We start from the raw sequence: 23,535 nt of genomic DNA on the forward strand, positions 1-23,535 counted from the left end.
GCGTGCTCTGGACTCGGCCACAGCACGCGCTAGGGATCACCTCTACGGTCAGCCGTCATGTGGCCAATCGTCCTCGCCGTTCTCCAGGTCGTTGCAGCCGACGTGGAGGGCGATGCGGCCGTCGCTGTTCCAGCGAAGGTGATGACCGACATAACTGTCCTTGACCGAGATCGGCTCGCCCGCCCATGCCACGGTCACCCATGGGGAGGCCAGCAGCGGATCCGCCAGTGCGGGTACTGACGCCGCCATGGCGGCCCAGTCCAGTGTCAGCGTCCGGGGCGCGGACTCGTCGGGACGAGGCAGGGTGCCTTCGTCGATCGCCTCTCTGATGGCATCGAGTTCGTCCTCTGCCGTCTCCGCACCGTCCGGATCCTCGTCGATTCGGTCGTGCAACGCGAACACCCGGCCCAGCAGCGGCAGAGTCGGGGGCGCGTCCCAGTCGTTCGCCTCGATGACGGCGTCCACGTCGTCCCAGATCTCCTCGGCGCGCTCGTCGTCCTTGTCGCGCTCCTGGAGGGCGATGACCCGGGCCAGCGTCCGGCCGACTCCACGTCCATGAACCGCCTCCACCGCATGATCGAATGAGATGCCGGGGAGGGTAACAGCGCCCGCCGACGGATGATCGACCTTCAGATCAGCGCCGCGACGGCGGTGTCGACGTCGGCTTCCGTCGTGTAGAGGTGGAAGGCGAGGCGTGCCGCGCCGGCACGGACGGACGCGCGGATGCCGGCCGCCGCGAGCCGCTCGGCCGCGCCGGGGCGGGTGACGCTCACGATCGCGCTGTCGCCGGGCGGCATGCCGAGGCCGGTCCGGAACCGGTTGGCCAGCCGTACGTCATGGTCGTGGATCGGGCCGATGCCGACGTCCAGGAGCAGCTCCAGCGTGGGGGCGGCCGCGACATAGGAGAACCAGGGGGCGGCGATGTCGAATCGCCGGGCGTCCTTCGCCAGCCGCAGCGGCGGGCCGTACGAGGCGTCGCCGTCACCGGCGTACCAGTTGGCGGCGATCGGCCGGATGCGGTCGCGCACGGCCGGGCTCACGTAGCAGAAGGCGGTGCCGCGCGGGCACATCAGCCACTTGTACGCGGAGACGGCGAGGACGTCGAAGGGCGTCGCGTCGATCGGCAGCCAGCCGACCGCCTGGGTGGCGTCGGCGACGACGAGCGCGCCGTGCGCCCGCGCCGCCGTGACGACCTCGTCCGCGGCGGCGACCTCACCCGTCGCGGACTGGACCAGGCTGAAGGCGACCGCGTCCGTGCGCTCGTCGATCGCGCCGGGCAGGTCGGCGGGCGGCACCGTGCGCACGTCGAGATCGTGCACGAGCCAGGGGAACAGGTTCGACGTCTGCTCGATGTCGGGGACGACGACGCGCGAGCCGGGCGGCAGCGAGGCCGCGACCGGCGCCAGCACCTGCGAGGCGGAGGCGCCCACGGCCACGTCGTCGGCCGCGACGCCGACCAGACGCGCGAACGCGCCGCGCGCGCGATCGGTGGACCGGTCCCACTTGTCCCAGCCGTTCGCCCCGCGACGCCACTCGGCCAGCGCGCTCTGCAACGCCTCGAACGCCGGCTCCGGCGGTATGCCGTAGCTCGCCGTGTTCAGCCACCCCGGCTCCGGGTCCCAGAGCCGTACCGCCTCGTCAAGATTCATTCTGGCGACCCTAATGGCGACCCTCGGCAACCGAGCGCTCGTTCGGCACCCGTACGCGGTCCTGCGGGGGACTCGGCCCTATGCTGCTGGCATGACCGAGTCCGACCATGAGGAACAGTACGGAGTCGGGGATCCCGACCAGTTCCAGCGGCTGTGGACGCCTCACCGGATGGCCTACATCAAGGGTGAGAGCAAGCCCACCGGCGCTGGAGCGGAGGACGGCTGCCCGTTCTGCGAGATTCCGAAGATGAGCGATGAGGACGGCCTGATCGTCCGGCGCGGGGAGAGCGTCTTCGCCGTCCTGAACCTCTACCCGTACAACTCCGGTCACCTCATGGTGTGCCCCTACCGGCACGTCGCGGACTACACCGAGCTGGACGAGGCGGAGACCGCCGAGCTGGCCCAGCTCACCCAGTGCGCCATCACCGCGCTGCGCAAGGCGAGCGGCGCCCACGGGTTCAACGTCGGCATGAACCTCGGCACGGTCGCCGGCGCGGGCATCGCCGCGCACCTTCACCAGCACGTCGTCCCCCGCTGGGGCGGGGACACCAACTTCATGCCGGTCATCGGCCAGACGAAGGTGCTGCCCCAGCTCCTGCGCGAGACCCGCCAGATCATCGCCGACGCCTGGCCCCAGGACTGATCGTCGAGCCGTGCCGGTCGACCGCCCGGGGCTGACCGGCACGACTCCGGGAGGGGCCTACCAGGCGACGTCGTAGTAGTACGGCTTCGAAGAACGGTGCAGCCAGGAGAACCGGCCGTTGTCCACCCGCGGGATCCGGCCCCCTTCACCGCTGAGGAAGTGCTCGCCGGACGAATCGACGCGCACGTAGAACCCGAGCGCCGACGACGGGAACCAGTCGGCACGGCCGGTGGGCACGCCCGCTGCCGTGAGCCGGACCAACCCGAACTGGTCGTCGCCGGAGGAGTGGTTCGTCCGCTGGACGACGGCGGTGAGGGAGCCGTCCGGGTTGAAGACGAACGATTCGATCTGACCGTCTTCGAAGCGACCGTTTCTGAGGTTCTTCGTCATGTCCTGAGGCCGCAGCACCCGAGATGCCGCGAGAAGGTCCCCGGCCGGCGCGTGATCCGTGTCGAGCAGCCGGAGTTCGCCGTTCGGCGGCGCGTGGTACCGGAAGCCGATCGTGCGGCCGTCCGGCGCCCATGTCGGTTGCTTCACCCCACGATCGGCCGGGTCGCCGGTCTGCGAGGTCCAGACCCGCTGTTGGCCCGTCTCCGTGTCGACGACGACGAGACGCCCGAGATCCCCGCAGTCTCCGCCGAACGCGACGCGCCGCCCGTCCGGACTCGCGGCGAGATCCTGGCCCATTCCGCCGTCCGCGGGCACCGGCGCTCCGGGAAGCGCCACGGGCGCGGTCACCGAGCCGTCACCCCGGACGCGGACCCGGTAGACACGGGTGGCGCAGTCGCCCTCCTTCGCGGTGAGGAAGAAGGTGCGCCGATCACCGGCGGCGGCCACCGATCCGAACAGGTACGCCCCGGGAATCGCCGCGACCTGGCGGCCGGTCGCGGTGCTCAGCACCACCGCGCGGGACGGTATGTCCTCACCCTTGTCGACGAGGGCGACGGCGTACGCCGGGGCGCCCGCCGCCGCGGCCGGATCGGTGCGGTACTTCTGTTCCTCGTTTCCCAGCAGGACGGCACCGGCCACGATGAGCGCCACGGCGGCGGCCACGGCGACCGGAATCGCCCACAGCGGCTTCGCGCGCCGAGCCGGGGGAGCGGTGAGGGGGCGGAGGGCCTCGGGCCGTACGGTGCTCGTCGCGGCCTCGTACGCGTCGCGGAGCCGGTTCTCGATCTCCGTCATGGGGTGCCTCCGAGTTTCCCGGCGAGCGCGGCGAGCGCCCGCGAGGTGGTCGACTTGACGGTGCCGCGGCTGACGCCCATCACCTCGGCGGTCTCGGCCTCGCTCAGGTCGAGGAAGTAGCGCAGCGCGAGGGCCTCCCGCTGGCGGCGCGGCAGTGTGCGCAGCGCGGCGAACACCTCACGCCGGTCCTCGCTGAGCAGGACGGCGGCCTCCGCGGACCAGACCGCGGGCTCCGGTTCGGGGCGGAACCGGCTCGCCAGCTTCCGCCGCCGGAGCACCATCCGGCAGCCGTTCAGCACGGACGCGCGGACATAGGGCAGGAGACGGACGTCCGCGCCGAGCCGGGGCAACCGGCGGTGCAGGGCCGTGAAGGCGTCCTGGACGACGTCCTCGGCCGTGGGCCGGTCGCCGACCATGAGCAGGGCGAGACGCACCAATCCGGCGTGGTGTTCCCGGAAGAGCGCGGTGAGGTCCGCCGGCGGATGGGCGGGTTCCGGAGGGTCGGCCGACCGGCCGGTCAGGACGCTCACGATGTTGGTTTCCACGTTCTTTGAATGCGCGAGCGGCCGATCGGTTGCCTCGGCGGACAGTCCTACGGTCCCCGAGGCCCCTGGTACCGGATAAGTTTTCGGGTGGCGGGCAACCAAACCGGCGCCCATTACATGTAAAAGATATGGGATCAAAGATCGCGGAGGAGTGCGGCGTCTCGCCGGCCTGGTACGGGCCGCCCGGCGGTTCCGGCGGCATGGCGGAGGACGTCGTGCCGGCAGCTGACTCGGAGGGCGCCGTGGAGGCCGCGGACCACGGCCCGGCCGTGATCTTGACCACGATCTTCCGCGAGCATCACCTCGAGCTCATCCGGATGGCGTTGTTCATCGTCGGTGACCAGCCCACCGCCGAGGACGTCGTCCAGGACGCCTTCGCGGCGGTGCACCGCCGGTTCGACCGGCTCCGCGATCCCCGCAACGCGCTGCCGTACATCCGTGCCGCGGTGCTCAACGGCTGCCGGGGCGTGCTGCGCAGGCGAGCGATCGCGCGGCGCTTCGGCGGCGCGTACGAGCCGCCCATCTGGTCCGCTGAATCGGCGGCGCTCCTCGGCGAGGACCGCCGTGAGGTCTTTCTCGCCCTTCGCTCGCTGCCGCGACGGCAGCGCGAGGCCCTGGTGCTGCGCTACTACCTCGACCTGTCCGAGGCCGAGATCGCCGAGGTGATGGGCGTCAGCCGCGGCACCGTCAAGTCGACCACCTCCCGGGCGCTCGCCGCGCTCGCCGGCAGGCTGGGGGAGGACTCATGACCGGGACCGAACGGCGCCTCCGGGACGCGTTCGCCCAAGGGGCCCGCACGGTACGGCCCGAGTCGGTGCGCCCGCTGATCCTTCCGGCGCGCGGCAGGCGAGTGCGCTGGCTGCTGCCGATGATCGCCGCGGCCGCGGTGGCCGTCTCGGTCACCCTGACGGCGTTGGTCGGCGGGGCCCCGCCTTCGGGGCCGCCGACCACGAGGGGAGCCCCGGCGTTCGTCGTGGCGACGACGGGGTTCGGAACGTCTTCGGCGGGCGGGTCCCGGGTGGAGGTCCGCGACCCGAAGACCGGCCGGGTGTACGACACGAGAGCCGCGTCACACGGTCTGGCCTTCCAGTACGTCGCCGCCGCCACGGACAGGATGTTCTTCGTCCTGGCGGCGCCGGCCCACCGGACGGCCTGCGACACCCTCTGGATCTACCGCATGAAGGTGTCCGGTAAGGGGAGGATCACGGCCTTCTCCGCGCTCGGCACGCGCATCCAGGGCGCGACGGCGGGCAAGGAGGGGGCACCCGGCGGGCTGGCGTCCGCACCGGACGGCACCAAGGTCGCGTACGCGGTGCGCCGCTGTGGTGGTCCCGCGGACCGGACGTACTACAAGCTCGGCGTGGTCGACACGGTGACGGGCACGCTGCGCGAGTGGACGGACCCGCAGGAGAGCATCGTCTCCAGCCTCTCGTGGACGTCCGACGCCCGCCAGGTCGCCTTCCTGCTCCGCGAGCCGGTCCACACACCGGCGGACGGTCCGGTCCTGCCGTCGAGGAACGGCGTCGTCCGGCTCCTGAGCATCGGATCGAAGCGGTCCACGGACCTGAGCGCCGGCAAGGTCCTGCTGCGCCGGTCTCGGGAGCTCACGAACCTCTGGGCGGCTGTGATCAACGGTGACGGGACGCGGGTGGCCGTGGTGGCGGAGTACTCCCGGGCGGGCGGTGCGCTGGCGGTCTGTCAGGTCTCCCTCGCCGACGGGCGCGTGCTCCGGATGCTGCACCGGGAGGGGTCCGACAGCGACGCGATCGCCGCCGTGCCCGGCCTGGGCCCCGGTGTCGCCCTGCGAAGCGACGCCTCAGGGCGTCACCTGCTCTACCACGACGCGAGCCTCGCCGACGCGCCACCTGAGCTGGGCGGATACGGCCGTATCGACGACGGGCGCTTCCACGCGATCCCCGTTTCCAGCGGGGGCGGGGACACCTACGACCTCGCCTGGTGAAGGTCCGCCCGTGATCTTCATCGCATGGGGGAAGCACACGGGCGCGGGCGCGGTTGTGCCATGCGGGAGGATGGGATCATGAAGCGACCGACTCTGGTGTACGACGGGGACTGCGGTATCTGCACGAAGGCCGTACGGCTCATAGGGGACAAGGCCGAGGGCCGGCCGCGGGTCCCCACCGACGCCGAGGTGGTCGCGTTCCAGTTCGCGGACCTGGCGGCGCTCGGCACCACCGCCGAACGCGCCGAGTACGAACTGCTGTGGGTCGAGGACGGGCGGGTCTACGGCGGGGCGCAGGCGGTGGCCAAGCTGCTGATCGGCGCCGGCGGGTTCTGGCGGCCGCTGGGCCTCATCACGAGGGTCCCGCCGTTCCGGTGGATCGCGCACGGGATGTACCGCCTCATCGCCAACAACCGGCACCGGCTGCCCGGCGGCACCCCGGCCTGCGCACTGCCCGCGGCCGAGCGGCCCGGCGCCCAGGCCGCGTCCGGCTGATCCCGGCCGCGGCGCGCGCGCCCCGTGCGCGGGCCTATCCGGATGAGACGGCGGCGGCGTCGGGCGACGGCGTCCGCCCGTCGGGTTCCGCGACGTGTGCACCGCCGCGCACCAGGCGCTCGGTGGGCAGGAAGCAGAAGATCAGGCAGAGCACGTGCGGCCAGAACATGATCGTGACGGTGGCGAGCACCGACAGGTGGAACAGCACGAAGCCCACGACCATCGGGTACTGATACCGGGGCCTGACAAAGAGGATCACCGGTGAGGCGAACTCGAACGCCATGATGCCCCACTGCGCCCAGTGCAACAGCTCGGCGTGGTGCAGGAGCGGATCGGCGATGAACGTCCCGCGCCGCAGCACGGCGCGGACGAGCGTCGCGCTGTTCACCCACCCCCAGCCGCCGAACCGCACCTTGGCCCACGCGGCGAGGAAGTAGGTGACCACCACCCCGATCTGCACGCAGCGCATCGCCCAGCCGGCCGCCTCCGACGGCGTGCGGTCCCGAAACGCCGCCTTGCCGACCGTGGGCAGCACCGCGAGCGCGACCAGATAGGCGAACCGGTCGTGGTCCACCTTCCCGAAGGAGAAGGCGATGATGATCCACTCGAAGTACAGCAGCGCCACGGTCGCGCCGAGCAGCCGGGGCAGCCGGCCGGTCGCCGCCGCCACCGACAGGATCAGCAGCGCCCACCGGAGCACGTCGATGAGCCCGGCCGTCGGGTGCGGCAGGTGCAGCAGCTTGCCCACGATCAGCGGCTGGTACAGCGACGTGGCCGAGGCGTGCGCGCTGCTGACCGGGCGCAGGACGAGCACGTCGAGCGGGATGAACAGGTAGGCCGCCGTGCGGAACACCGCGATACGGGCCTTCGGGACGGGACTGAACCACCAGCTCAGGAAGGCGTTCGCCGCCACCTTGCCGGCGCCCTGCCGGGCGGTCATGAGCGGGTCCATTCGGCGATCGTGAACTCCCGCTTGCCAACGTACAGGCGGTTCCGGAGCATGTAGTACTGCTGGATCAGCCGGACGCCGGTCCAGCGCGGTTCGCGGGGCCGCAGGCGGTCGTGCGCGTCGAGCAACTGCTTCAGCAGCTCCGGATGGGCCTGGAACCTCGGCGCCTGCCCTTCGGCCTCGGCGCGGGTGAGGCCGACGACCGGGGCGTCCAGCGTCGCCGGTTTCCAGGTGCCGTCCGGCAGCCGGGCGGCGAGCGCGAGGACGTGGACGTCGCCGTTGATGGGAGTGCTCGTCGAGTACATCCGGAACGGCCCGAAGGGGAAGGCGTCATCGTCGCCGAACGCGGTGCCGGTCAGCAGCAGCGTCACGGCGGCCGCGGTGACCAGGAGGCGGGCGGCGCGCGAGCCGGGGCGCAGGCGTTCGTGCCATGCGACCGGCGGGTCCGGGGGTGTGTTCATTGTCAGGTCGCCGAATCGGTGGAGGGGGCGGCGGGTGCCGCCGGTTCAGCGGACACGTTACGGCTCCGCGCCGCCTCGATCAGTCGTTCCCAGGGCGTGAACGCCGCCACGAGGCAGATCACCTGTGGCATGAAGTGGATCGACATCAGGATCTCGGTCGTCAGGTGGAACCCCAGGAAGAACACGATCCCGGCCAGTTGCACCCGGCCTCGCGTGAACAGCAGCAGCGGCGAGGCGGTCTCGGCGACCAGCGTCACCCACTGGCTCGCGTGCAACAGCCACCGCTGGTCGGCGATGTCCCGGCCGATCAGCGTCCCGCGCCGGACCAGCGCCCATTCGAGGGTCTCGCCGTTGGCCCAGCCCCAGCCGCCCCATCGCATCTTGGCCCACGCGGACAGGAAGTACGCCGAGACGACCGCGATCCGGATGGACTGGATCGTCCATCCGGCGGCCTCGGACCGGTCGGGGTCGCGGAACCTCGCCCGGCCGGCCGTGGGCAGGACGATGAGGGCCACCACCAGGGCGAGGTGATCGTGGTCGACCTTGCCGTAGGACATGCTGATCAGCACCCAGGGCAGGTAGCCCACGGCGACGACGGCCCCGGCGAGCCGCGGAAGGCGGCCGGTGGCCGCGATCAGGCCGCCGACGATGAGGACGACGCGCAGCGTCTCCATCGCCCACGGCACCGGTGCCGGAATGTGCAGCAGCCTGGCCATGAGGACCGGCTGGTAGAGGTCCGCGGGCAGGTACGCGTGGACGACGGCGCTGTTGGTGAGGAACAGCACGTCGATCGGCACGAACAGGTAGACGATCGCCCGCATCACGGCGATGCGAGCCGTCGGCATGGGGGCGTACCACCAGCGTCCCCACGGGGTGGCCGCCGTGCCGGCGATCTCGCTCACCGGACGTTCCAGGTGACGACCGTCTGTACGGTGTCGCCCGCCGGCCGGCCGTGGTCCAATTTGGTCACCTTCATGATCACGTAGAGCCTCGAGAACGCCGGTTGCCCGGGATGCAGCCGCCGCTGGGCGTCGGCGATGCCCTGAAGCAGCGACGGGTCGCGGACGAACCGGCCCATCTGCCCTTCGACCTCCGCGCGCTTGAGACCGGCGCCGAGTGCGGACATCGACAGCTTGATGTGGGCTCCGGTCGTCGTGTCGGCCTCCAGCCAGTGCGAGCGGATCTCGCCCGCCGGCGGGACGGAGAAGGCGAACTGCACCATGGGCCCGACCGGGAAGTCGTCGTCGTTCCCGTACGCGCTGGCGATCAGCAGCAGCGCGATGACGGCCGCCGCGCTGAGGGACCGCCAGAACCGGCCGGGCCGGGAAAGCCGGGTCGCCTGGGCGGACATGGTGCGCCCTCCTGGCCCAGATGACGTGTTCGTTCTGATCGTCGCCATTTTCCTGTTGTGTAATGGGTTCGCCGGCGAGGTCGCCGCGAGCCGCCCTACCCGTTCATCAGGTCCCTTGCGACGCCGGCGCGGCCTTGGCGGCGATGAGATCCGAGACCGTGACGAACTCGAAGCCCTTGGTCTTCAGGCGCTTGATCATCTCCGGGAGCGCACGGGCGAGGGTCAACCGCGATCGGCCGCCTCCGGCGTCATGGCCGAGGACGATCGAGCCGGGCAGCGCGGAATCCACGACGAAGTCGATGAGGCCTTTCGGGTCGTGCGGATGGGAGCGGTCGGTGATCAGCAGGGACCACAGCGCGACGTCGTACCCCAGCCGCCCGGCCACCTGGAGGGTGGTGCCCCCCAACTGGCCCCACGGCGGTCGCAGAAGCCGGGGTTCCTTGCCGGTCACGCCCACGATCATTTCATGGGCGCGTTTGACCGACCGATAGGCCGTGCCCAGGCTCAGCGGGGACAGGTTCGTGTGCGCCCACGTGTGGTTGCCGACCTCGTGCCGGTCCATCCGCCCGTGCAGGAGACGGGCGTGCTGCTCGACGCGCTTGCCCACCAGGAAGAACGTCGCGGGGATCTTCGCCTCGTCGAGGGCGTCGTGCACGAGCGGGGTGTAGTTCGGCAGCGGCCCGTCGTCGAATGTCAGCGCGACGACCTTCTGCTGCGTGTTGACCGCCCAGAAGACGTCCACGTGGCCCGCCGGAGGCCGCCAGTGGGCCCCGGGCGGGGTGCCCGGCGCCGACGACGGAATGCGCGTGGACGCGTCCGCGTCGTCGATGGCCGCTCCCATGGCGACACCGGCCACGGCACTCGCCCCGCCGACCGTCAGCGCGCGGAGAAGCGCACGTCTCCCCTTGCCGTCCGTTCCCTTGCCGTCCGCCCCCGGTTCATCCATAAGGAGATCATCCCAAACAGCGGGTTAACGAAGCGTCATCCCCCAGGATGATCGCTCCTCGGCCTTGAGCACGGCCGTGTCACCCGGGACGCCCCGGCGCCCGGGTGACACGGCACGGACCGCTACTCCTTCGTCTCGGCGGCGACCTTCTCGGCCAGGTGCGACGGCAGCGGCTCGTAGCGCAGGAACGAGCGGCTGAACGTTCCCGTGCCGTGCGACATCGACCGCAGGTCGATCGCGTACCGCGTGATCTCCAGCTGCGGGACCTCCGCCTTGATCAGCGAGCGACCGCCCGCGACGGTCTCGGTGCCCAGGACCCGCCCGCGCCGCGACGACAGATCCGACATCACCGCGCCGACGTAGTCGTCGGCCACGAGCACCGACACCTCGTCGACGGGTTCGAGCAGCAGGACCTGCGTCTTGGTCGCGGCGTCCTTGAGCGCCAGCTGCCCGGCCGTCTGGAAGGCCATGTCGGAGGAGTCCACCGAGTGCGCCTTGCCGTCGCGGAGGGTGACCCGGATGTCGACGAGCGGGTAGCCGGCCAGGACCCCCCGCTCCATCTGCTGTCGCAGGCCCTTCTCCACCGACGGGATGAACTGCCGGGGGACCACGCCACCGACGATCTTGTCGACGAACTCGAAACCCGCGCCCGACGGCAGCGGCTCGACGTCGACGTGGCAGATGCCGTACTGCCCGTGCCCGCCGCTCTGCTTGACGTGCCGGCCGAGGCCCGGCGCAGGGCCGCCGAACGTCTCGCGCAGCGGGACCCGCAGGGGCACGGTCTCCACCTCGACGCCGTACCGGCTGTGCAGCCGGTCCAGCAGCACGTCGGCGTGGGCCTCGCCCATGTTCCACAGCACCAGCTGGCGGGTCTCCGAGTTATTCTCCAGCCGCAGCGTCGGGTCCTCGGCCACGAGCCGGGCCAGCGCCTGGGACAGCTTGTCCTCGTCGGCCTTCGACTTGGCGCGGATCGCCGCCGGCAGCAGCGGATCCGGCATCGACCAGGGCGCCATCAGCAGCGGGGCGTCCTTCGCGGAGATCGTGTCACCGGTCTCGGCGTGGGTCAGCTTGGCGACCGCGCAGATGTCCCCGGCGATGCAGGACGACGTCGTGCGCTGGGCCTTGCCCAGCGGAGCGGTGATAGCGCCGACCCGCTCGTCGACGTCATGGTCCTCGTGGCCGCGATCCTCCAGGCCGTGCCCGGAGACGTGCACGGTGTCGTCGGGCCGGAGCGTGCCGCTGAACACCCGGACGAGCGAGATCCGGCCGACGTACGGATCGGACGTGGTCTTGACGACCTCGGCCACCAGCGGCCCGCCCGGGTCGCAGGCCAGGTCGCCCGCCGGCGAGCCGTCGACCTTCGTGACCGCCGGGATGCCGTGCTCCAGCGGCGACGGGAACGCCTGGGTCATCACCTCGAGCAGCTCCCGCATGCCGATCACCGGCCCGGGATGGTCCCCGTGCGGGACCGACGTGGCCAGGACCGGGTAGAAGCTGCCGCGCGCCACCGCCTTCTCCAGGTCCTCGATCAGGACCTTCACGTCGATCTGCTCTCCGGAGAGGTAGCGCTCCATGAGCGTCTCGTCCTCGCTCTCCTGGATGACCCCCTCGATGAGGGCGCCGCGCTGTTCCGCGAGGCGGTCCAGGAACTCCTGGTCCGGGTCGCGCTCGACGCGCTCGCCGGAGGAGTAGTCGAAGCACTTCCTGGTGAGCAGGCCGATCAGCCCGGACTCGCACGGGAAGTAGCAGGGCAGGACGGCCTCGCCGAAGGCGTCCTGGCAGGCGGTGAGAACCTCGTCGAAGTCGCCGCGCTGCTGGTCGATCTTGGTGATGACGACGGCGCGCGGCATGCCGACCAGCGCGCACTCCTCCCAGAGCATCCGGGTGAGGCCGTCGACGCCGTCCACTGCGGAGACGACGAACAGGGCCGCGTCGGCGGCCCGCAGGCCCGCCCGCAGGTCGCCGACGAAGTCGGCGTAGCCCGGGGTGTCGAGCAGGTTGACCTTGATCCCGGCGTGGAGGAACGAGGCGAGCGAGAGGTTCACCGAGCGCTGCTGGCGAATCTCGACCTCGTCGTGGTCACTGACCGTCGAGCCGTCCTCGACGCGACCGGGGCGCTGGATCGTACCGGTCGCAGCGAGCAGCGCCTCGACGAGCGTCGTCTTGCCCGCTCCGGAGTGGCCGACCAGCGCGATGTTGCGAACGCTCTGGGGCTGGTCGACCGCCGGTGCCCTGCCGGCGGCTTGGGGAGCTGACTTGTCCGCCACGTGCCCACCTCCAAAGGACAATGGGTGTGACGGGTGCCACACCCGTGGTCACCACCATTACCAAGACGGCCTCATATCACAAGGGGTGACCGGCAACGGGTTGAGGCCTGTCTGATATCTGCCGTTCCCACCTGCGCCGACGTCACGCACTACGATTGGCCCGCCCGGGGGATGGCGTGGCCACGGCCACGGGGCGATGAAATCGCGGCCAAACACGATCAGAGGATGGCAATGCTCAACCAGTTGCGGCCGGCGCTCTCGCGTGTGATCACGCCGGTGGGCCGGGCGCTGGCCCGCACGGGTCTCACCCCGAACGCGATCACCATCATCGGCACGTTCGGGGTCGTCGGCGGGGCGCTCGGCTTCTACCCGCGCGGCGAGTTCTTCTGGGGAACGGTCGTGATCACGATCTTCGTGTTCTTCGACATGTTCGACGGCGCCGTTGCCCGGGTCACGGGGAAGACGAGCCGGTTCGGGGCCTTCCTCGACTCCAACATGGACCGGCTGTCCGACGCGGCGATCTTCTCGGGGCTGATCCTCCGGTTCGCCCGGCAGGACCACCAGGACCTGCTGATCGTCGGCCTCGCGCTGTTCTGCCTGGTGTCCGGCGCGCTCGTGTCGTACGCGCGGGCGCGCGCCGAGGGGATCGGCGTCGGCGCCACCGTCGGCATCGCCGAGCGCGGCGAGCGGCTGATCGTCAGCCTGGTCGCGATCGGCCTCGACGGGCTCGGCGTCCCGTACGTCCTCGTGATCGGACTGTGGGTGCTGGCGCTGGCCAGCGCGATCACGGTCGTCCAGCGGTTCGTCGCGGTGCGCAAACAGCTCGAGGTCAGCGAGCAGCCGTGAGGGACGAGGCGGCGGACGCCGCGTACGCGCTGGGCTGGGCGGCGGTCCGGCGGATGCCCGAGGCGGTCGCGCACGAGATCTTCATGCTGATCGCCGAGCGCACGTGGCGCAAGCACGGCCGCGGCGTGCGGCAGTTGGAGAAGAATCTCCGCCGCGTCGTCGGCCCGGAGGTCTCCGAGCAGGCGCTGCGCGACCTGAGCCGCCAGGGCATGCGCTCGTACATGCGCTACTGGATGGAGGCGTTCCGGCTGCCCGCGATGAGCCGCGAGCGCATCGACTCGGGCATGCGCATCACCGGGATCGAGCACCTGCGGGCCGACCTCGACGAGGGGCGCGGCGTCGTCGTGGCGCTCCCGCACATGGGCAACTACGACCACGCGGGCGCCTGGATCGCGCTGTCCGGGGTGCCGTTCACGACGGTGATGGAGCGCCTGCGGCCCGAGTCGCTGTACGACCGGTTCGTCGCCTACCGGGCGGGCCTCGGGATGGAGGTGCTGCCCGCCACCGGCGGCGACGGTGACGTCTTCCGCACCCTCGCCGCGCGGCTGCGCGACGCCCGGCTGGTCTGCCTGGTCGCCGACCGCGACCTCACCGCGAGCGGCGTCGAGGTCGAGTTCTTCGGCCGTACCGCGAAGATGCCCGCCGGGCCCGCCGCGCTGGCGATCGAGACGGGCGCCGCGCTCCGGCCGGCCACCCTGTGGTACGAAGGACGCGAGTGGGGTGTTCGCGTCCACGAGGAGATCCGCGTGCCCGACGAGGGGGAGCGCCAGGACAAGGTCCAGGCGATGACGCAGTCCCTCGCGCACGTGTTCGCCGACGGCATCGCCGCCCACCCCGAGGACTGGCACATGCTCCAGCGCGTCTGGGTCGAGGACCTCGGGTGACCTGAGGTGAGCACGACGACCGAGGCGGCGGAAAGGACGGGCGATCGGTGAAGGTCGGCATCGTCTGCCCGTACACCTGGGACGTTCCCGGCGGCGTGCAGCAGCACGTCCGTGACCTCGCCGAGGCGCTGTTCGCCCTCGGCCACGAGGTGTCGGTGATCGCGCCCGCCGACGACGACACCCCGCTGCCCTGGTACGTCGTCCCCGCCGGGCGCGCCGTCCCGGTGCCCTTCAACGGCTCCGTGGCGCGGCTGGCGTTCGGGTTCCTGTCCGCGAGCCGCGTGCGCCGCTGGATCCGGGAGGGCGGGTTCGACGTGCTCCACGTCCACGAGCCGGCCGCGCCGTCGCTCGGCCTGCTGGCCTGCTGGGCCGCCGACGGGCCCATCGTCGGCACCTTCCACGCGTCGTTCGAGCGGTCCCGGGCGCTGTCGGCGGCCGGCCCGATCCTGCAGAGCGCCATGGAGAAGATCACCGCGCGGATCGCGGTGTCGGAGAAGGCGCGCAAGACGCTCGTCGAGTACCTCGGCGGCGACGCCGTGCTCATCCCGAACGGCGTGACCACCGAGCGCTACGCCATGGCCGAGCCGCTGCCCGGCTGGCCTGGGGACGACGGCGCGCTCGGCTTCCTCGGCCGCATGGACGAGCAGCGCAAGGGCCTGCCGATCCTGCTGTCCGCCTTCGAGATCCTGGGGCGGCGGCGTCCTGGCCTCCGGCTGCTGCTCGCCGGTCCCGGCGACAACGAGGAGATCCTGGCCAGGGTGTCGCCGGAGCTGCGCGACCGGGTCGTCCTCCTCGGCATGGTCAGCGAGGCCGAGAAGGTCCGGGCGCTGCACTCCGTGGACGTGTTCGTCGCGCCGAACACCGGCGGGGAGAGCTTCGGGATCGTGCTCGCCGAGGCGATGTCGGCCGGCGCGCCGATCCTCGCCAGCGACATCGAGGCCTTCCGGCGCGTGCTGCTCGACGGCCGGGCCGGGGCGCTGTTCCCCGTCGGCGACGCCGAGGCCCTCGCGGCCGCGGCGGGCGATCTGCTGGACGACGCGCCCCGCCGCAAGCAGCTGTCCGCGGAGGCCAAGGCCGCCGTGCGCGCCTACGACTGGTCGACGGTCGCCCGCGACGTCGTGCGGGTGTACGAGACCGTGGCCGGGGACGCCACCGTCGTCGAGACGTCCGTGATCTGACGATGTACCAGACGCTGCTGAACATCGCGCTCGTCTCCGCGGTCGTCGTCCTGCTCGGCGTGTACGTCTCGTGGCGAGCCACCCGCATCGACCGGCTGCACGTCCGCCTGGAGACCGCACGGGCCGGGCTCGACGTCGCGCTGGTCCGGCGCGCCGCGGTCGCCCTCGAGCTCGCCGCGTCCCGCCTGCTCGACCCGGCCACCAGCCTGCTGCTGGCCGCCGCCGCCCACGAGGCCCGCATCGCCGACGCCGACAACCGGGAGTTCGCCGAGAGCGACCTGTCCCGCGCCCTGCGGGCCGTCGTCGGGCAGCCCGGCTTCCGCGACACCCTCGTCGGCCGCGGGGATGGCGCGGCGCTGCTCGAGGAGCTCGACGCCGCCGTACGGAAGGTGGCGTACGCCCGCAGCTTCTACAACAACGCGGTGACCGCGACCCGCGCGGCGCGGCGCAAGCTCCTGCCCCGCGCGTTGCACCTGGCCGGCCGGGCACCGCTCCCGGAGTTCTTCGAGATCGACGACGCCCCGCCCGAGACGTCCGCGGACACCGTCCGGTCCGGCTGACCCGCTACGCTCGCGAGTTAGGAACACCTTCCGATTTGGTGGGAGAGGACGCCTTATGTCCGATCTCCAGTTGCATAGCAGGCCGTACGCCGCCGTCCTGAGCGCCGCCGCGCTCGGCGCCCTTGCGCTTTCGGCGTGCTCGGGCGAGAAGAACGCCGCGGCCCCGCCGAGGACCGCGGACACTCCGGTGGCGTCGGCGACGTCCTCCCCGAGCCCGACGACGGGCCACCCCTTCACCGGGCGCCCCGGGCGGAACGGGCCGGTCCTGGCCGTGAAGATCGACAACACGCGGTCGGCCAAGCCGCAGCGCGGCTTGCTGTCGGCCGACATCGTCTACGTCGAGCAGGTCGAAGGCGGCCTGTCCCGCGTCATGGCGGTCTTCTCCTCGGCCCTTCCGCCGCTGGTCGGGCCGGTCCGCAGCGCCCGGATCTCCGACCTGCACATCCTGCCGCAGTTCGGCCGTCCCGCCTTCGCGTACTCCGGCGTCCAGGGCAAGATGAAGCCCTACCTCGCCCGGGCCCCGCTGATCGACGTCTCCCCGGACACCACGGGCGGCGCCTACACCCGGCGCGGGCCCAACCCGGCGCCGTACAACCTGTACGCGTCGCCGAAGCAGCTGCTCGCCAAGGCGACGTCGGCCACCAAGGCCCGCGACATCGGCTTCTGCTTCGGCCCCGCCCCGTCCGGCGGCACCCCGACGACGTCCTTCACCGCGCGCTTCCCCTCGACGTCGTTCGTCTTCCGCTGGTCGGCGAAGGAACGGCGCTGGCTCGCGTCCCAGGACGGCCGTCCGGACCGCGCGGCCGAAGGCGGACAGCTGGGCGGTCAGACGATCGTCGTCCAGCGGGCCCAGACCACGAGGTCGCCGTTCCACGACTTCCTCGGCAACTACACCCCGCTGATCCACACGGTCGGCACCGGTACCGCGACGGTGCTACGCGACGGCAAGGCGTACGACGCCCGCTGGTCCCGTCCCTCCGAGACCCAGGGCACCACCTTCACCACCCCGTCGGGGCAGCCGATGACGTTCGCGCCCGGCCAGGTGTGGATCGTCATCGTCAACGCGGGCCGCCCCATGGTCCCGTGAGTGGACCACTGAAGGAGCGGACATGAGGGGCCAAACCCGTCCTACCTCGAACTACCATGGACAGCGACAAGCGTGATCGATTCTCCGAAGAGGTAGCCCGTGTCCACTGCCACTCCCGCCCAGCCCACCGCCACTCCGGAGACCGGCACCGGCCGCGTCAAGCGGGGAATGGCGGAGATGCTCAAGGGCGGCGTGATCATGGATGTCGTCACTCCGGAACAGGCCAAGATCGCCGAAGACGCCGGCGCGGTCGCGGTCATGGCCCTGGAGCGCGTGCCCGCCGACATCCGGGCCGAGGGCGGCGTCTCGCGGATGAGCGACCCGGACATGATCGAGGGCATCATCGGCGCGGTGTCGATCCCCGTCATGGCCAAGGCGCGCATCGGGCACTTCGTCGAGGCCCAGGTCCTGCAGGCGCTGGGCGTCGACTACATCGACGAGTCCGAGGTTCTGACCCCGGCCGACTATGAGAACCACATCGACAAGTGGGCGTTCACCGTCCCGTTCGTCTGCGGCGCCACCAACCTCGGCGAGGCGCTCCGCCGCATCACCGAGGGCGCGGCCATGATCCGCTCCAAGGGCGAGGCGGGCACCGGTGACGTCTCCAACGCGACGACGCACATGCGCCGGCTGCGTCAGGACATCCGGCGGCTCGGCTCCCTGCCCGAGGACGAGCTCTTCGTCGCGGCCAAGGAACTGCAGGCGCCCTACGAACTGGTCAAGGAGGTCGCCACGGCCGGCAAGCTGCCCGTCGTGATGTTCACCGCGGGCGGCATCGCCACCCCGGCGGACGCCGCGATGATGATGCAGCTCGGTGCCGAGGGCGTGTTCGTCGGCTCGGGCATCTTCAAGTCCGGTGACCCGGCCAAGCGCGCCGAGGCGATCGTCAAGGCCACCACCTTCTACGACGACCCCGATGTCATCGCCAAGGTCTCCCGGGGACTCGGTGAGGCGATGGTGGGCATCAACGTCTCGACGCTGTCGGAGTCTGACCGTCTTGCCGGGCGCGGCTGGTAGGGATCCAGGAGTACCCCGCGCCGCCCGTCCGCCGGGCGGCCGGGGGAGGATCCGGGTCGCCTCGGGCCTCCCCAGCCCGGCGTGGGCGGGCTACCCTGTCGGGGGCCCGGCGGCGTGGCGCTACCGCGGGCGGACCGGTGCAGTGGCCGCAGGAGGGGACGAAACCCATGGCGTGGTCTATCGCGCTGGCGTGCGCGAGCGTTGACGATCCGGTCAACGCCTTTCGGCAGGGCCTGATCCCGGACCCGGACGCCGCCGCCGACCTGGCGCGGCGTCTCTACCCGGACTCGGCCGTCGTCGAGAGCGGCGACACGGTCCTGGACTTCGCGCTCTGGCCCTACGAGGACGAGTTGTTCGTCGGAGCGTACGGCGACGCGCTGATCGTCTGCGACCGCCGACTGTACGACGTCGACGACGCCGCCCGCACCCTCGCCGACCAGATCGCGGCGGCGCTGCCCGGCGCCCACTGCGGCGTGTTGGTCCTGCACAGCGTGGTGTCCGGGTGCTGGTTCCGGTGGTACGAACGCAACCAGCCCAAGCGGGACATCTTCGTCACCGCCGAGGACGGCGTCGTCGTCGACCTCGGCGAGCGGCTTCCGGCGGAGCAGCCCTTCTGGAAGGCGATCGACGAGGGCGCGTCCGACGTGCCCCTGCCGTTCGACTACGAGGAGTACGGCCTGGCGCTGGCCCGTGAGCAGCTGTTCGGCCGGGGCCTCAGCGAGCGCGGCCGGGACGGGTTCCTGCCCCTCGAGCTGTCGCTCCGGCGGTTCAAGATCCGTTCACTGACCCGGATGGGCGGAAATCCGCACTGACCCGCGCGCGACCCCTGGTCTGCCGAGTCCGTACTGACCGGCGTGGCCCCTGGTCTGCCGAGTCCGTCGTATCGGGTTTAAGGATGTCCGGCGCGGAAATTCGGGTCTTAGCCTGAAATCGGGTTAGCAAGCGCCGCGGCACCAGGGGGTGCGGAACAGTGACCGAGCCTGACAACATCGGCGACCGGCTCAGGTCGCTTCGCGATGAGCGTTCCATGACCCGCCATGAGCTGGCCGACGACTCCGGAGTGGACGTCGACCTGATCGAGAAGCTCGAGCAGGGCCGGCGCCAGACCGCGCGCCTCACCTCACTCACGAGGCTCGCCGACGCGCTGGGCGTCCGCGTCTCGCGGTTGATCGGCGGCCGGCTCGACGACCGGACCGCGCGCGACGCTGTCGGCGACGCCGTCATGTCGGCCGACTCGATGCCCGGCGTGGACGCCGACGACGCCGGCGAGACACCCGACCTCGCCGAGCTGGACGCCGCCGTCGACGCCGCCTGGCGCGACTACCGGTCCGGCGAGATGTTGCGTCTCGCCGGGAACCTCCCAGGTCTGATCGGCGAGGCCCGCCTCGCGGCCGGCGAGATCGGGGTCATGGCGGCCGGGCCGCTCGCCGAAGCCCATCAGCTCGCCGCCCGCCTGTTCGTGCACTACGGCAGGTACGACCTCGCGGAGATCGCCGCCGAACGCGCGATCCAAGCGGCGGAGGGCGGCGGCGACGAGCTGGAGTGGGAGATGCTGCACGGCACCTACTCGTGGACCCTGCTCCGCGAGGGCCACGTCCGCGCGTCGGAGGACCACGCGGTGTGGATCGCCGAGCGGACCGAACCGTCGATGGGCGAGGCCACCCTGCGCGACCTGACGGTGTGGGGCGACCTGATGATGGCCGCCATGGCGGCGGCCTGCGCGGCGAACCGCTGCGCTCCCGCGACCGAGTACCTCGGACTCGCCGGATCGGCCGCGTGCCGGTTCGAGCACGACCAGGTCGATCATCACGTGGGGTTCGGCCCGTCCCGGGTCGCGACCGAGGCGACGCGCGCGTACGCGGCGCTGCACGAGCCGGGTCTGGCGCTGCGGTCGGCCGGTGAGGTGCACGCCGACGAGCTGTCGCCGACGGCGTACGGCCGCCACCTGATCGACGTGGCACGGGCGCAGACGGAGATCCGGGACCTGCGGGCCGCGGTGGAGACCCTCCGCGCGGCGGAGAGCCTGTGCGCGCGGTCGTTCCGGCCCGGCGGGCCGGCGTGTTCCGTCGTCACCGACGTGGTGATCGACGTCGGTGACCTGACACCGGAGCTGCGGCACATGGCGCGGGCCGTCGCGGTCGAGGCGTAGAAACAGCGGGTGCGGGAGCCGCGCTCCGGCCGGGGCCGGGAACGGGATGGACGGGCGGGGAAGATCACTGCCCGCTGCCGGTGTTATGACAGGCACTAGGCTCATTGTCCGTACATCTCATTTCTGAAGGGCTGATTCGTGGCTGCTGTCCCGACGATCGGTGTGCTCGCACTGCAGGGAGACGTCCGCGAGCACCGGCGCGCGCTGGAGTCCTGCGGAGCGTCGACGGAGGCCGTGCGGCGCCCGGAGGAGCTCGAGCGGGTCGACGCGCTCGTGATCCCCGGCGGGGAGTCCACGACGATGTGGCGGCTCGCGCGCTCGTTCGAGCTGCTGGAGCCGTTGCGCAAGCGGATCGAGCAGGGCATGCCGGCCTACGGCTCGTGCGCCGGCATGATCATGCTGGCCGACCGGATCGCCGACGGCGCCACGGGGCAGGAGACGATCGGCGGCATCGACATGCTCGTCCGCCGCAACGCGTTCGGCCGCCAGGTCGACTCCTTCGAGGGCGATGTCCACGTCGCCGGTCTCGACACGCCGTTCCACGCCGTGTTCATCCGGGCGCCGTGGGTCGAATCGGTCGGCGGCGACGCCGAGGTCCTCGGGCGTGCCGAGTCCGGCGACGCCGCCGGTAGGATCGTTGCGGTCCGGCAGGGTCACTTGCTCGCGACGTCATTCCATCCGGAGCTCACCGGCGACGCGCGGATCCACCGGCTCTTCCTCGACATGGTGAAGGGAACGCAATGAGCGGCCACTCCAAGTGGGCGACGACGAAGCACAAGAAGGCTGCCCTCGACGCCAAGCGGGGCAAACTCTTCGCGAAGCTCATCAAGAACATCGAGGTGGCCGCCCGGACCGGCGGAGGCGACCCGGACGGCAACCCGACGCTTTACGACGCGGTTCAGAAGGCCCGGAAGAACTCCGTGCCGCTCGACAACATCGAGCGGGCCCGCAAACGCGGGGCGGGGGAGGAGGCCGGCGGCGCCGACTGGCAGACGATCATGTACGAGGGCTATGCCCCCGGCGGCGTGGCCGTCCTGATCGAGTGCCTCACCGACAACCGCAACCGCGCCGCCTCGGACGTGCGGACCGCCCTGACCCGCAACGGCGGCTCGCTCGCCGACCCGGGCTCGGTGTCCTACCTCTTCAACCGCAAGGGCGTCATCATCGTCCCCAAGGAGGGCACCTCCGAGGACGACGTCATGCTGGCCGTCCTCGACGCGGGCGCCGAAGAGGTCAACGACATCGGCGAGTCGTTCGAGGTGATCAGCGAGGCCGGTGACCTCGTCGGGGTCCGCAAGGCCCTGCAGGACGCCGGCGTCGACTACGAGTCCGCGGAGGCCAACTTCCTGCCGAGCGTCAGCGTCCCCGTCGACGAGGACGCCGCCAAGAAGGTCTTCCGTCTCCTCGAGGCGCTGGAGGACAGCGACGACGTCCAGAACGTCTTCGCCAACTTCGACGTCTCCGACGAGATCATGGAGAAGATCGAAGCCTGATCCGCCGAGGTGAGAGCGGCGCCCGGCCGAGGCATGGGCGCCTCTGGCGATGCCGTAGCGTGCTCTCGTGGACATTCGCGCGCTCGCCCCGGAGGACCTCGACGCCGCCTATGACCTGAGAGTTCGCGCCTTCGGGCCGGGCGACCAGGCGGGTTGGCTCCGTCACTGCCGCCTCGCCGTGCGGCGGGGAGAGGTCCTCGGGGTCTACGACGGCGACCGCCTCGTCGCCTCCGGCCGCTATCACCGGTTCGAGCAGTGGTGGCACGGTCGTGCGGTGCCGATGGGCGGCGTCGCCAGCGTGTACGTCGCTCCCGAAGAGCGCGGCCGCGGGATAGGCCGTCGCCTCGCCCAGGGCCTGCTGGAGTTCATGGACGGCCTGCCGCTCACGGCGCTCTACCCGGCCACCGCGCCGGTCTACCGCTCCGCCGGGTACGAGCACGCGGGCGCGCAGCACTTCGTCACCGTCCCGGCCGAGGCGCTGCGCACGCTCGCCACCGGCCCGGTGAAGGTCCGCCGGGCGGGGCCGGGCGACGCCCCGGAGATCGTCGGCGTGCTGCGCCGCATGCACGCCGAGGCGCGGGACAACGGGCCGATCGACCGCGGCGAGGACTGGTTCCGTGAGCTGCTGGACGGCGACGACGTCTTCGCCTACCTCGCCGATGACGGCTTCCTCGCCTACGGCTGGAGCGCGGACGGCCGGGACCTCGTCGTTCACCGCTGTGTGGCCGGTTCCGCCGAGACGGCCAGGGCTTTGTGGGCGCTGGTCGGATCGGGCTCGTCGGTCGCGCGGAGCGTCCGCGCCTGCGTCGCCCCGGACGATCCCCTCTTCTGGCTGCTGCGTGACCGCTCCGCCGAGGACGTCAGGCGCGTCTCGTGGATGCTGCGGGTGCTCGACGCGCCGGCGGCCGTCGCCGCCCGCGGCTTCCCCGCCGGCCTGTCGGCGGAGGTCCCCTTGACGATCACCGACGAGGCGCGGCCGGGCAACGCCGGGGCCTGGCGGCTGAGCGTCGACGGCGGCCGGGGGACCCTCACGCGTACGGACGACGCACCGGACGCCCTCCGGCTGCCCGCCCGGGCGCTGGCGGCCCTCTACGCGGGCGTCCCGCTGACCCGGCTGCGCCGCTCCGGCCTGGCCGAGGGCGATGCGTCCACCGACGCGATCCTCGACGCGGCCTTCGGCGGGACGCCGTACATGCTCGACTACTTCTGATTCCCCTGCGACACGCCGGGGCCTGGGCGGCCCGAAGTCGTACGCGGCGAGTAGCCTCGCTGCGAACTGATGTTCGGAACGGAGAGGAGTCGCCGTGCGGGTACTCGGCGTCGACCCCGGCCTGACCCGGTGCGGTGTGGGCGTGGTGGACGGCGCGCCGGGCACGCAGCTGCGGCTCGTGACCGTCGACGTCATCCGCACCAGCCCCGACGACGACATCGGGACCCGGCTGATCGGCCTCGAGCGCGGCCTGGAGAAGCTGCTGGACGCCTACCGGCCCGACGCGGTGGCGGTCGAGCGCGTCTTCAGCCAGCACAACGTCTCCACCGTCATGGGGACGGCGCAGGCCGGGGCCATCGCCATCGCCTGCGGGGCACGGCGCGGCCTGCCGGTCGCGCTGCACACCCCGAGCGAGGCCAAGGCCGCCGTCACCGGCAACGGCCGTGCCGACAAGGCCCAGGTGACCAGCATGGTGACCCGGCTGCTGCGGCTGGACACGCCGCCCAAGCCCGCCGACGCGGCCGACGCGCTGGCGCTCGCGATCTGCCACGTCTGGCGTGGCGGCGCGCAGGCGCGCATCCAGGCGGCGAGGATGAGACAGTACGGAGTCGACAGGTGAGCGGAGACCAGAGCGTGCCACCGGTGGGCGGCTCCACGGTG

General features: G+C 71.7%; 26 protein-coding genes. 16 read left to right on the top strand and 10 right to left on the bottom strand.

From position 1 onward, the window contains the following. Positions 1-48: 48 nt before the first annotated feature. Together ACQP2O_RS21905 and ACQP2O_RS21910 are read right to left on the bottom strand one after the other, a co-directional pair. The gene (locus ACQP2O_RS21905; protein ID WP_433188130.1) at positions 49-570 is read right to left on the bottom strand and encodes a hypothetical protein; all 522 of its coding nucleotides are present in this window, start codon (positions 568-570) and stop codon (positions 49-51) included. Between the two features lie 59 nt (positions 571-629). Beyond that, entirely contained in the window at positions 630-1,649 is a 1,020-nt protein-coding gene (locus ACQP2O_RS21910; protein WP_433188133.1) for an aminotransferase class V-fold PLP-dependent enzyme, read from the bottom strand. Between the two features lie 91 nt (positions 1,650-1,740). Between ACQP2O_RS21910 and ACQP2O_RS21915 the strand changes: the two genes are divergently transcribed. Then, on the top strand, positions 1,741-2,292 hold the full coding sequence (locus ACQP2O_RS21915) for an HIT family protein (protein ID WP_433188136.1): 552 nt from the start codon (positions 1,741-1,743) through the stop codon (positions 2,290-2,292). Between the two features lie 57 nt (positions 2,293-2,349). On the opposite strand, the gene ACQP2O_RS21920 is transcribed toward ACQP2O_RS21915, so the two are convergent. Together ACQP2O_RS21920 and ACQP2O_RS21925 are read right to left on the bottom strand one after the other, a co-directional pair. Continuing rightward, positions 2,350-3,477 (bottom strand): TolB family protein, encoded by a 1,128-nt coding sequence (locus tag ACQP2O_RS21920; protein WP_433188139.1) that lies wholly within the window; start codon positions 3,475-3,477, stop codon positions 2,350-2,352. Continuing rightward, positions 3,474-4,022: an RNA polymerase sigma factor gene (locus ACQP2O_RS21925; RefSeq protein ID WP_433188142.1), complete on the bottom strand. Its 549-nt coding sequence runs from the start codon at positions 4,020-4,022 to the stop codon at positions 3,474-3,476. The genes ACQP2O_RS21920 and ACQP2O_RS21925 overlap by 4 nt, the downstream gene beginning before the upstream one ends. Before the next feature lie 128 nt (positions 4,023-4,150). On the opposite strand from ACQP2O_RS21925, the gene ACQP2O_RS21930 reads away from it, so the two are divergent. The 3 genes from ACQP2O_RS21930 to ACQP2O_RS21940 all read left to right on the top strand — a co-directional run bounded on the left by ACQP2O_RS21930 (position 4,151) and on the right by ACQP2O_RS21940 (position 6,477). Next, a complete protein-coding gene (locus ACQP2O_RS21930) occupies positions 4,151-4,771 on the top strand; it encodes a SigE family RNA polymerase sigma factor (protein ID WP_433188145.1) in 621 nt (206 codons plus the stop codon). Further along, entirely contained in the window at positions 4,768-5,982 is a 1,215-nt protein-coding gene (locus ACQP2O_RS21935; RefSeq protein WP_433188148.1) for a hypothetical protein, read from the top strand. Before ACQP2O_RS21930 ends, ACQP2O_RS21935 begins: the two co-directional genes overlap by 4 nt. Positions 5,983-6,060: 78 nt before the next feature. Next, on the top strand, positions 6,061-6,477 hold the full coding sequence (locus tag ACQP2O_RS21940) for a thiol-disulfide oxidoreductase DCC family protein (protein WP_433188151.1): 417 nt from the start codon (positions 6,061-6,063) through the stop codon (positions 6,475-6,477). Positions 6,478-6,511: 34 nt separating this feature from the next. On the opposite strand, the gene ACQP2O_RS21945 is transcribed toward ACQP2O_RS21940, so the two are convergent. The 6 genes from ACQP2O_RS21945 to ACQP2O_RS21970 form a co-directional block, all read right to left on the bottom strand. Beyond that, positions 6,512-7,429, bottom strand: coding sequence for a hypothetical protein (locus ACQP2O_RS21945; protein ID WP_433188154.1), 918 nt, complete (start codon positions 7,427-7,429; stop codon positions 6,512-6,514). Beyond that, the gene (locus ACQP2O_RS21950; RefSeq protein WP_433188157.1) at positions 7,414-7,887 is read right to left on the bottom strand and encodes a hypothetical protein; all 474 of its coding nucleotides are present in this window, start codon (positions 7,885-7,887) and stop codon (positions 7,414-7,416) included. Before ACQP2O_RS21950 ends, ACQP2O_RS21945 begins: the two co-directional genes overlap by 16 nt. 2 nt (positions 7,888-7,889) lie before the next feature. After that, a complete protein-coding gene (locus tag ACQP2O_RS21955; protein ID WP_433188160.1) occupies positions 7,890-8,789 on the bottom strand; it encodes an HTTM domain-containing protein in 900 nt (299 codons plus the stop codon). Beyond that, positions 8,786-9,238, bottom strand: coding sequence for a hypothetical protein (locus ACQP2O_RS21960; RefSeq protein ID WP_433188163.1), 453 nt, complete (start codon positions 9,236-9,238; stop codon positions 8,786-8,788). Before ACQP2O_RS21960 ends, ACQP2O_RS21955 begins: the two co-directional genes overlap by 4 nt. Positions 9,239-9,344: 106 nt before the next feature. Beyond that, positions 9,345-10,184, bottom strand: a complete 840-nt coding sequence (locus ACQP2O_RS21965; RefSeq protein ID WP_433188166.1) for a polysaccharide deacetylase family protein — start codon at positions 10,182-10,184, stop codon at positions 9,345-9,347. Between the two features lie 122 nt (positions 10,185-10,306). Then, positions 10,307-12,451, bottom strand: coding sequence for an elongation factor G-like protein EF-G2 (locus ACQP2O_RS21970; RefSeq protein ID WP_433188169.1), 2,145 nt, complete (start codon positions 12,449-12,451; stop codon positions 10,307-10,309). Between the two features lie 231 nt (positions 12,452-12,682). Between ACQP2O_RS21970 and pgsA the strand changes: the two genes are divergently transcribed. The 12 genes from pgsA to ruvC all read left to right on the top strand — a co-directional run bounded on the left by pgsA (position 12,683) and on the right by ruvC (position 23,494). Beyond that, on the top strand, positions 12,683-13,297 hold the full coding sequence (gene pgsA, locus ACQP2O_RS21975) for a phosphatidylinositol phosphate synthase (RefSeq protein ID WP_433191106.1): 615 nt from the start codon (positions 12,683-12,685) through the stop codon (positions 13,295-13,297). Further along, complete coding sequence (locus ACQP2O_RS21980; protein WP_433188172.1) at positions 13,294-14,181, top strand: phosphatidylinositol mannoside acyltransferase; 888 nt, start codon at positions 13,294-13,296, stop codon at positions 14,179-14,181. Before pgsA ends, ACQP2O_RS21980 begins: the two co-directional genes overlap by 4 nt. Before the next feature lie 47 nt (positions 14,182-14,228). Further along, a complete protein-coding gene (locus ACQP2O_RS21985) occupies positions 14,229-15,359 on the top strand; it encodes a glycosyltransferase family 4 protein (RefSeq protein ID WP_433188175.1) in 1,131 nt (376 codons plus the stop codon). A 2-nt stretch (positions 15,360-15,361) separates the two neighbouring features. Next, the gene (locus tag ACQP2O_RS21990; protein ID WP_433188177.1) at positions 15,362-15,919 is read left to right on the top strand and encodes a hypothetical protein; all 558 of its coding nucleotides are present in this window, start codon (positions 15,362-15,364) and stop codon (positions 15,917-15,919) included. A gap of 55 nt (positions 15,920-15,974) precedes the next feature. After that, positions 15,975-17,006: a DUF3048 domain-containing protein gene (locus ACQP2O_RS21995; protein ID WP_433188180.1), complete on the top strand. Its 1,032-nt coding sequence runs from the start codon at positions 15,975-15,977 to the stop codon at positions 17,004-17,006. Between the two features lie 99 nt (positions 17,007-17,105). Next, on the top strand, positions 17,106-18,023 hold the full coding sequence (gene pdxS, locus ACQP2O_RS22000; protein ID WP_433188183.1) for a pyridoxal 5'-phosphate synthase lyase subunit PdxS: 918 nt from the start codon (positions 17,106-17,108) through the stop codon (positions 18,021-18,023). A gap of 167 nt (positions 18,024-18,190) precedes the next feature. Further along, complete coding sequence (locus ACQP2O_RS22005) at positions 18,191-18,835, top strand: DUF6928 family protein (RefSeq protein WP_433188186.1); 645 nt, start codon at positions 18,191-18,193, stop codon at positions 18,833-18,835. A gap of 158 nt (positions 18,836-18,993) precedes the next feature. Next, the gene (locus ACQP2O_RS22010) at positions 18,994-20,172 is read left to right on the top strand and encodes a helix-turn-helix domain-containing protein (RefSeq protein WP_433188189.1); all 1,179 of its coding nucleotides are present in this window, start codon (positions 18,994-18,996) and stop codon (positions 20,170-20,172) included. A gap of 138 nt (positions 20,173-20,310) precedes the next feature. Continuing rightward, positions 20,311-20,916 (top strand): pyridoxal 5'-phosphate synthase glutaminase subunit PdxT, encoded by a 606-nt coding sequence (gene pdxT, locus ACQP2O_RS22015; RefSeq protein ID WP_433188192.1) that lies wholly within the window; start codon positions 20,311-20,313, stop codon positions 20,914-20,916. Further along, on the top strand, positions 20,913-21,665 hold the full coding sequence (locus ACQP2O_RS22020; protein ID WP_433188195.1) for a YebC/PmpR family DNA-binding transcriptional regulator: 753 nt from the start codon (positions 20,913-20,915) through the stop codon (positions 21,663-21,665). The genes pdxT and ACQP2O_RS22020 overlap by 4 nt, the downstream gene beginning before the upstream one ends. 67 nt (positions 21,666-21,732) lie before the next feature. Beyond that, positions 21,733-22,875, top strand: coding sequence for a GNAT family N-acetyltransferase (locus ACQP2O_RS22025; protein WP_433188198.1), 1,143 nt, complete (start codon positions 21,733-21,735; stop codon positions 22,873-22,875). A gap of 94 nt (positions 22,876-22,969) precedes the next feature. Beyond that, positions 22,970-23,494 carry a crossover junction endodeoxyribonuclease RuvC gene (ruvC, locus tag ACQP2O_RS22030; RefSeq protein WP_360886271.1) on the top strand — a complete coding sequence of 175 codons (525 nt, stop codon included), beginning with the start codon at positions 22,970-22,972 and terminating at the stop codon, positions 23,492-23,494. The last annotated feature ends 41 nt before the right edge of the window (positions 23,495-23,535 follow it).

It is taken from the genome of Actinoallomurus sp. CA-150999, from assembly GCF_050942425.1.
GTDB lineage: Bacteria > Actinomycetota > Actinomycetes > Streptosporangiales > Streptosporangiaceae > Actinoallomurus.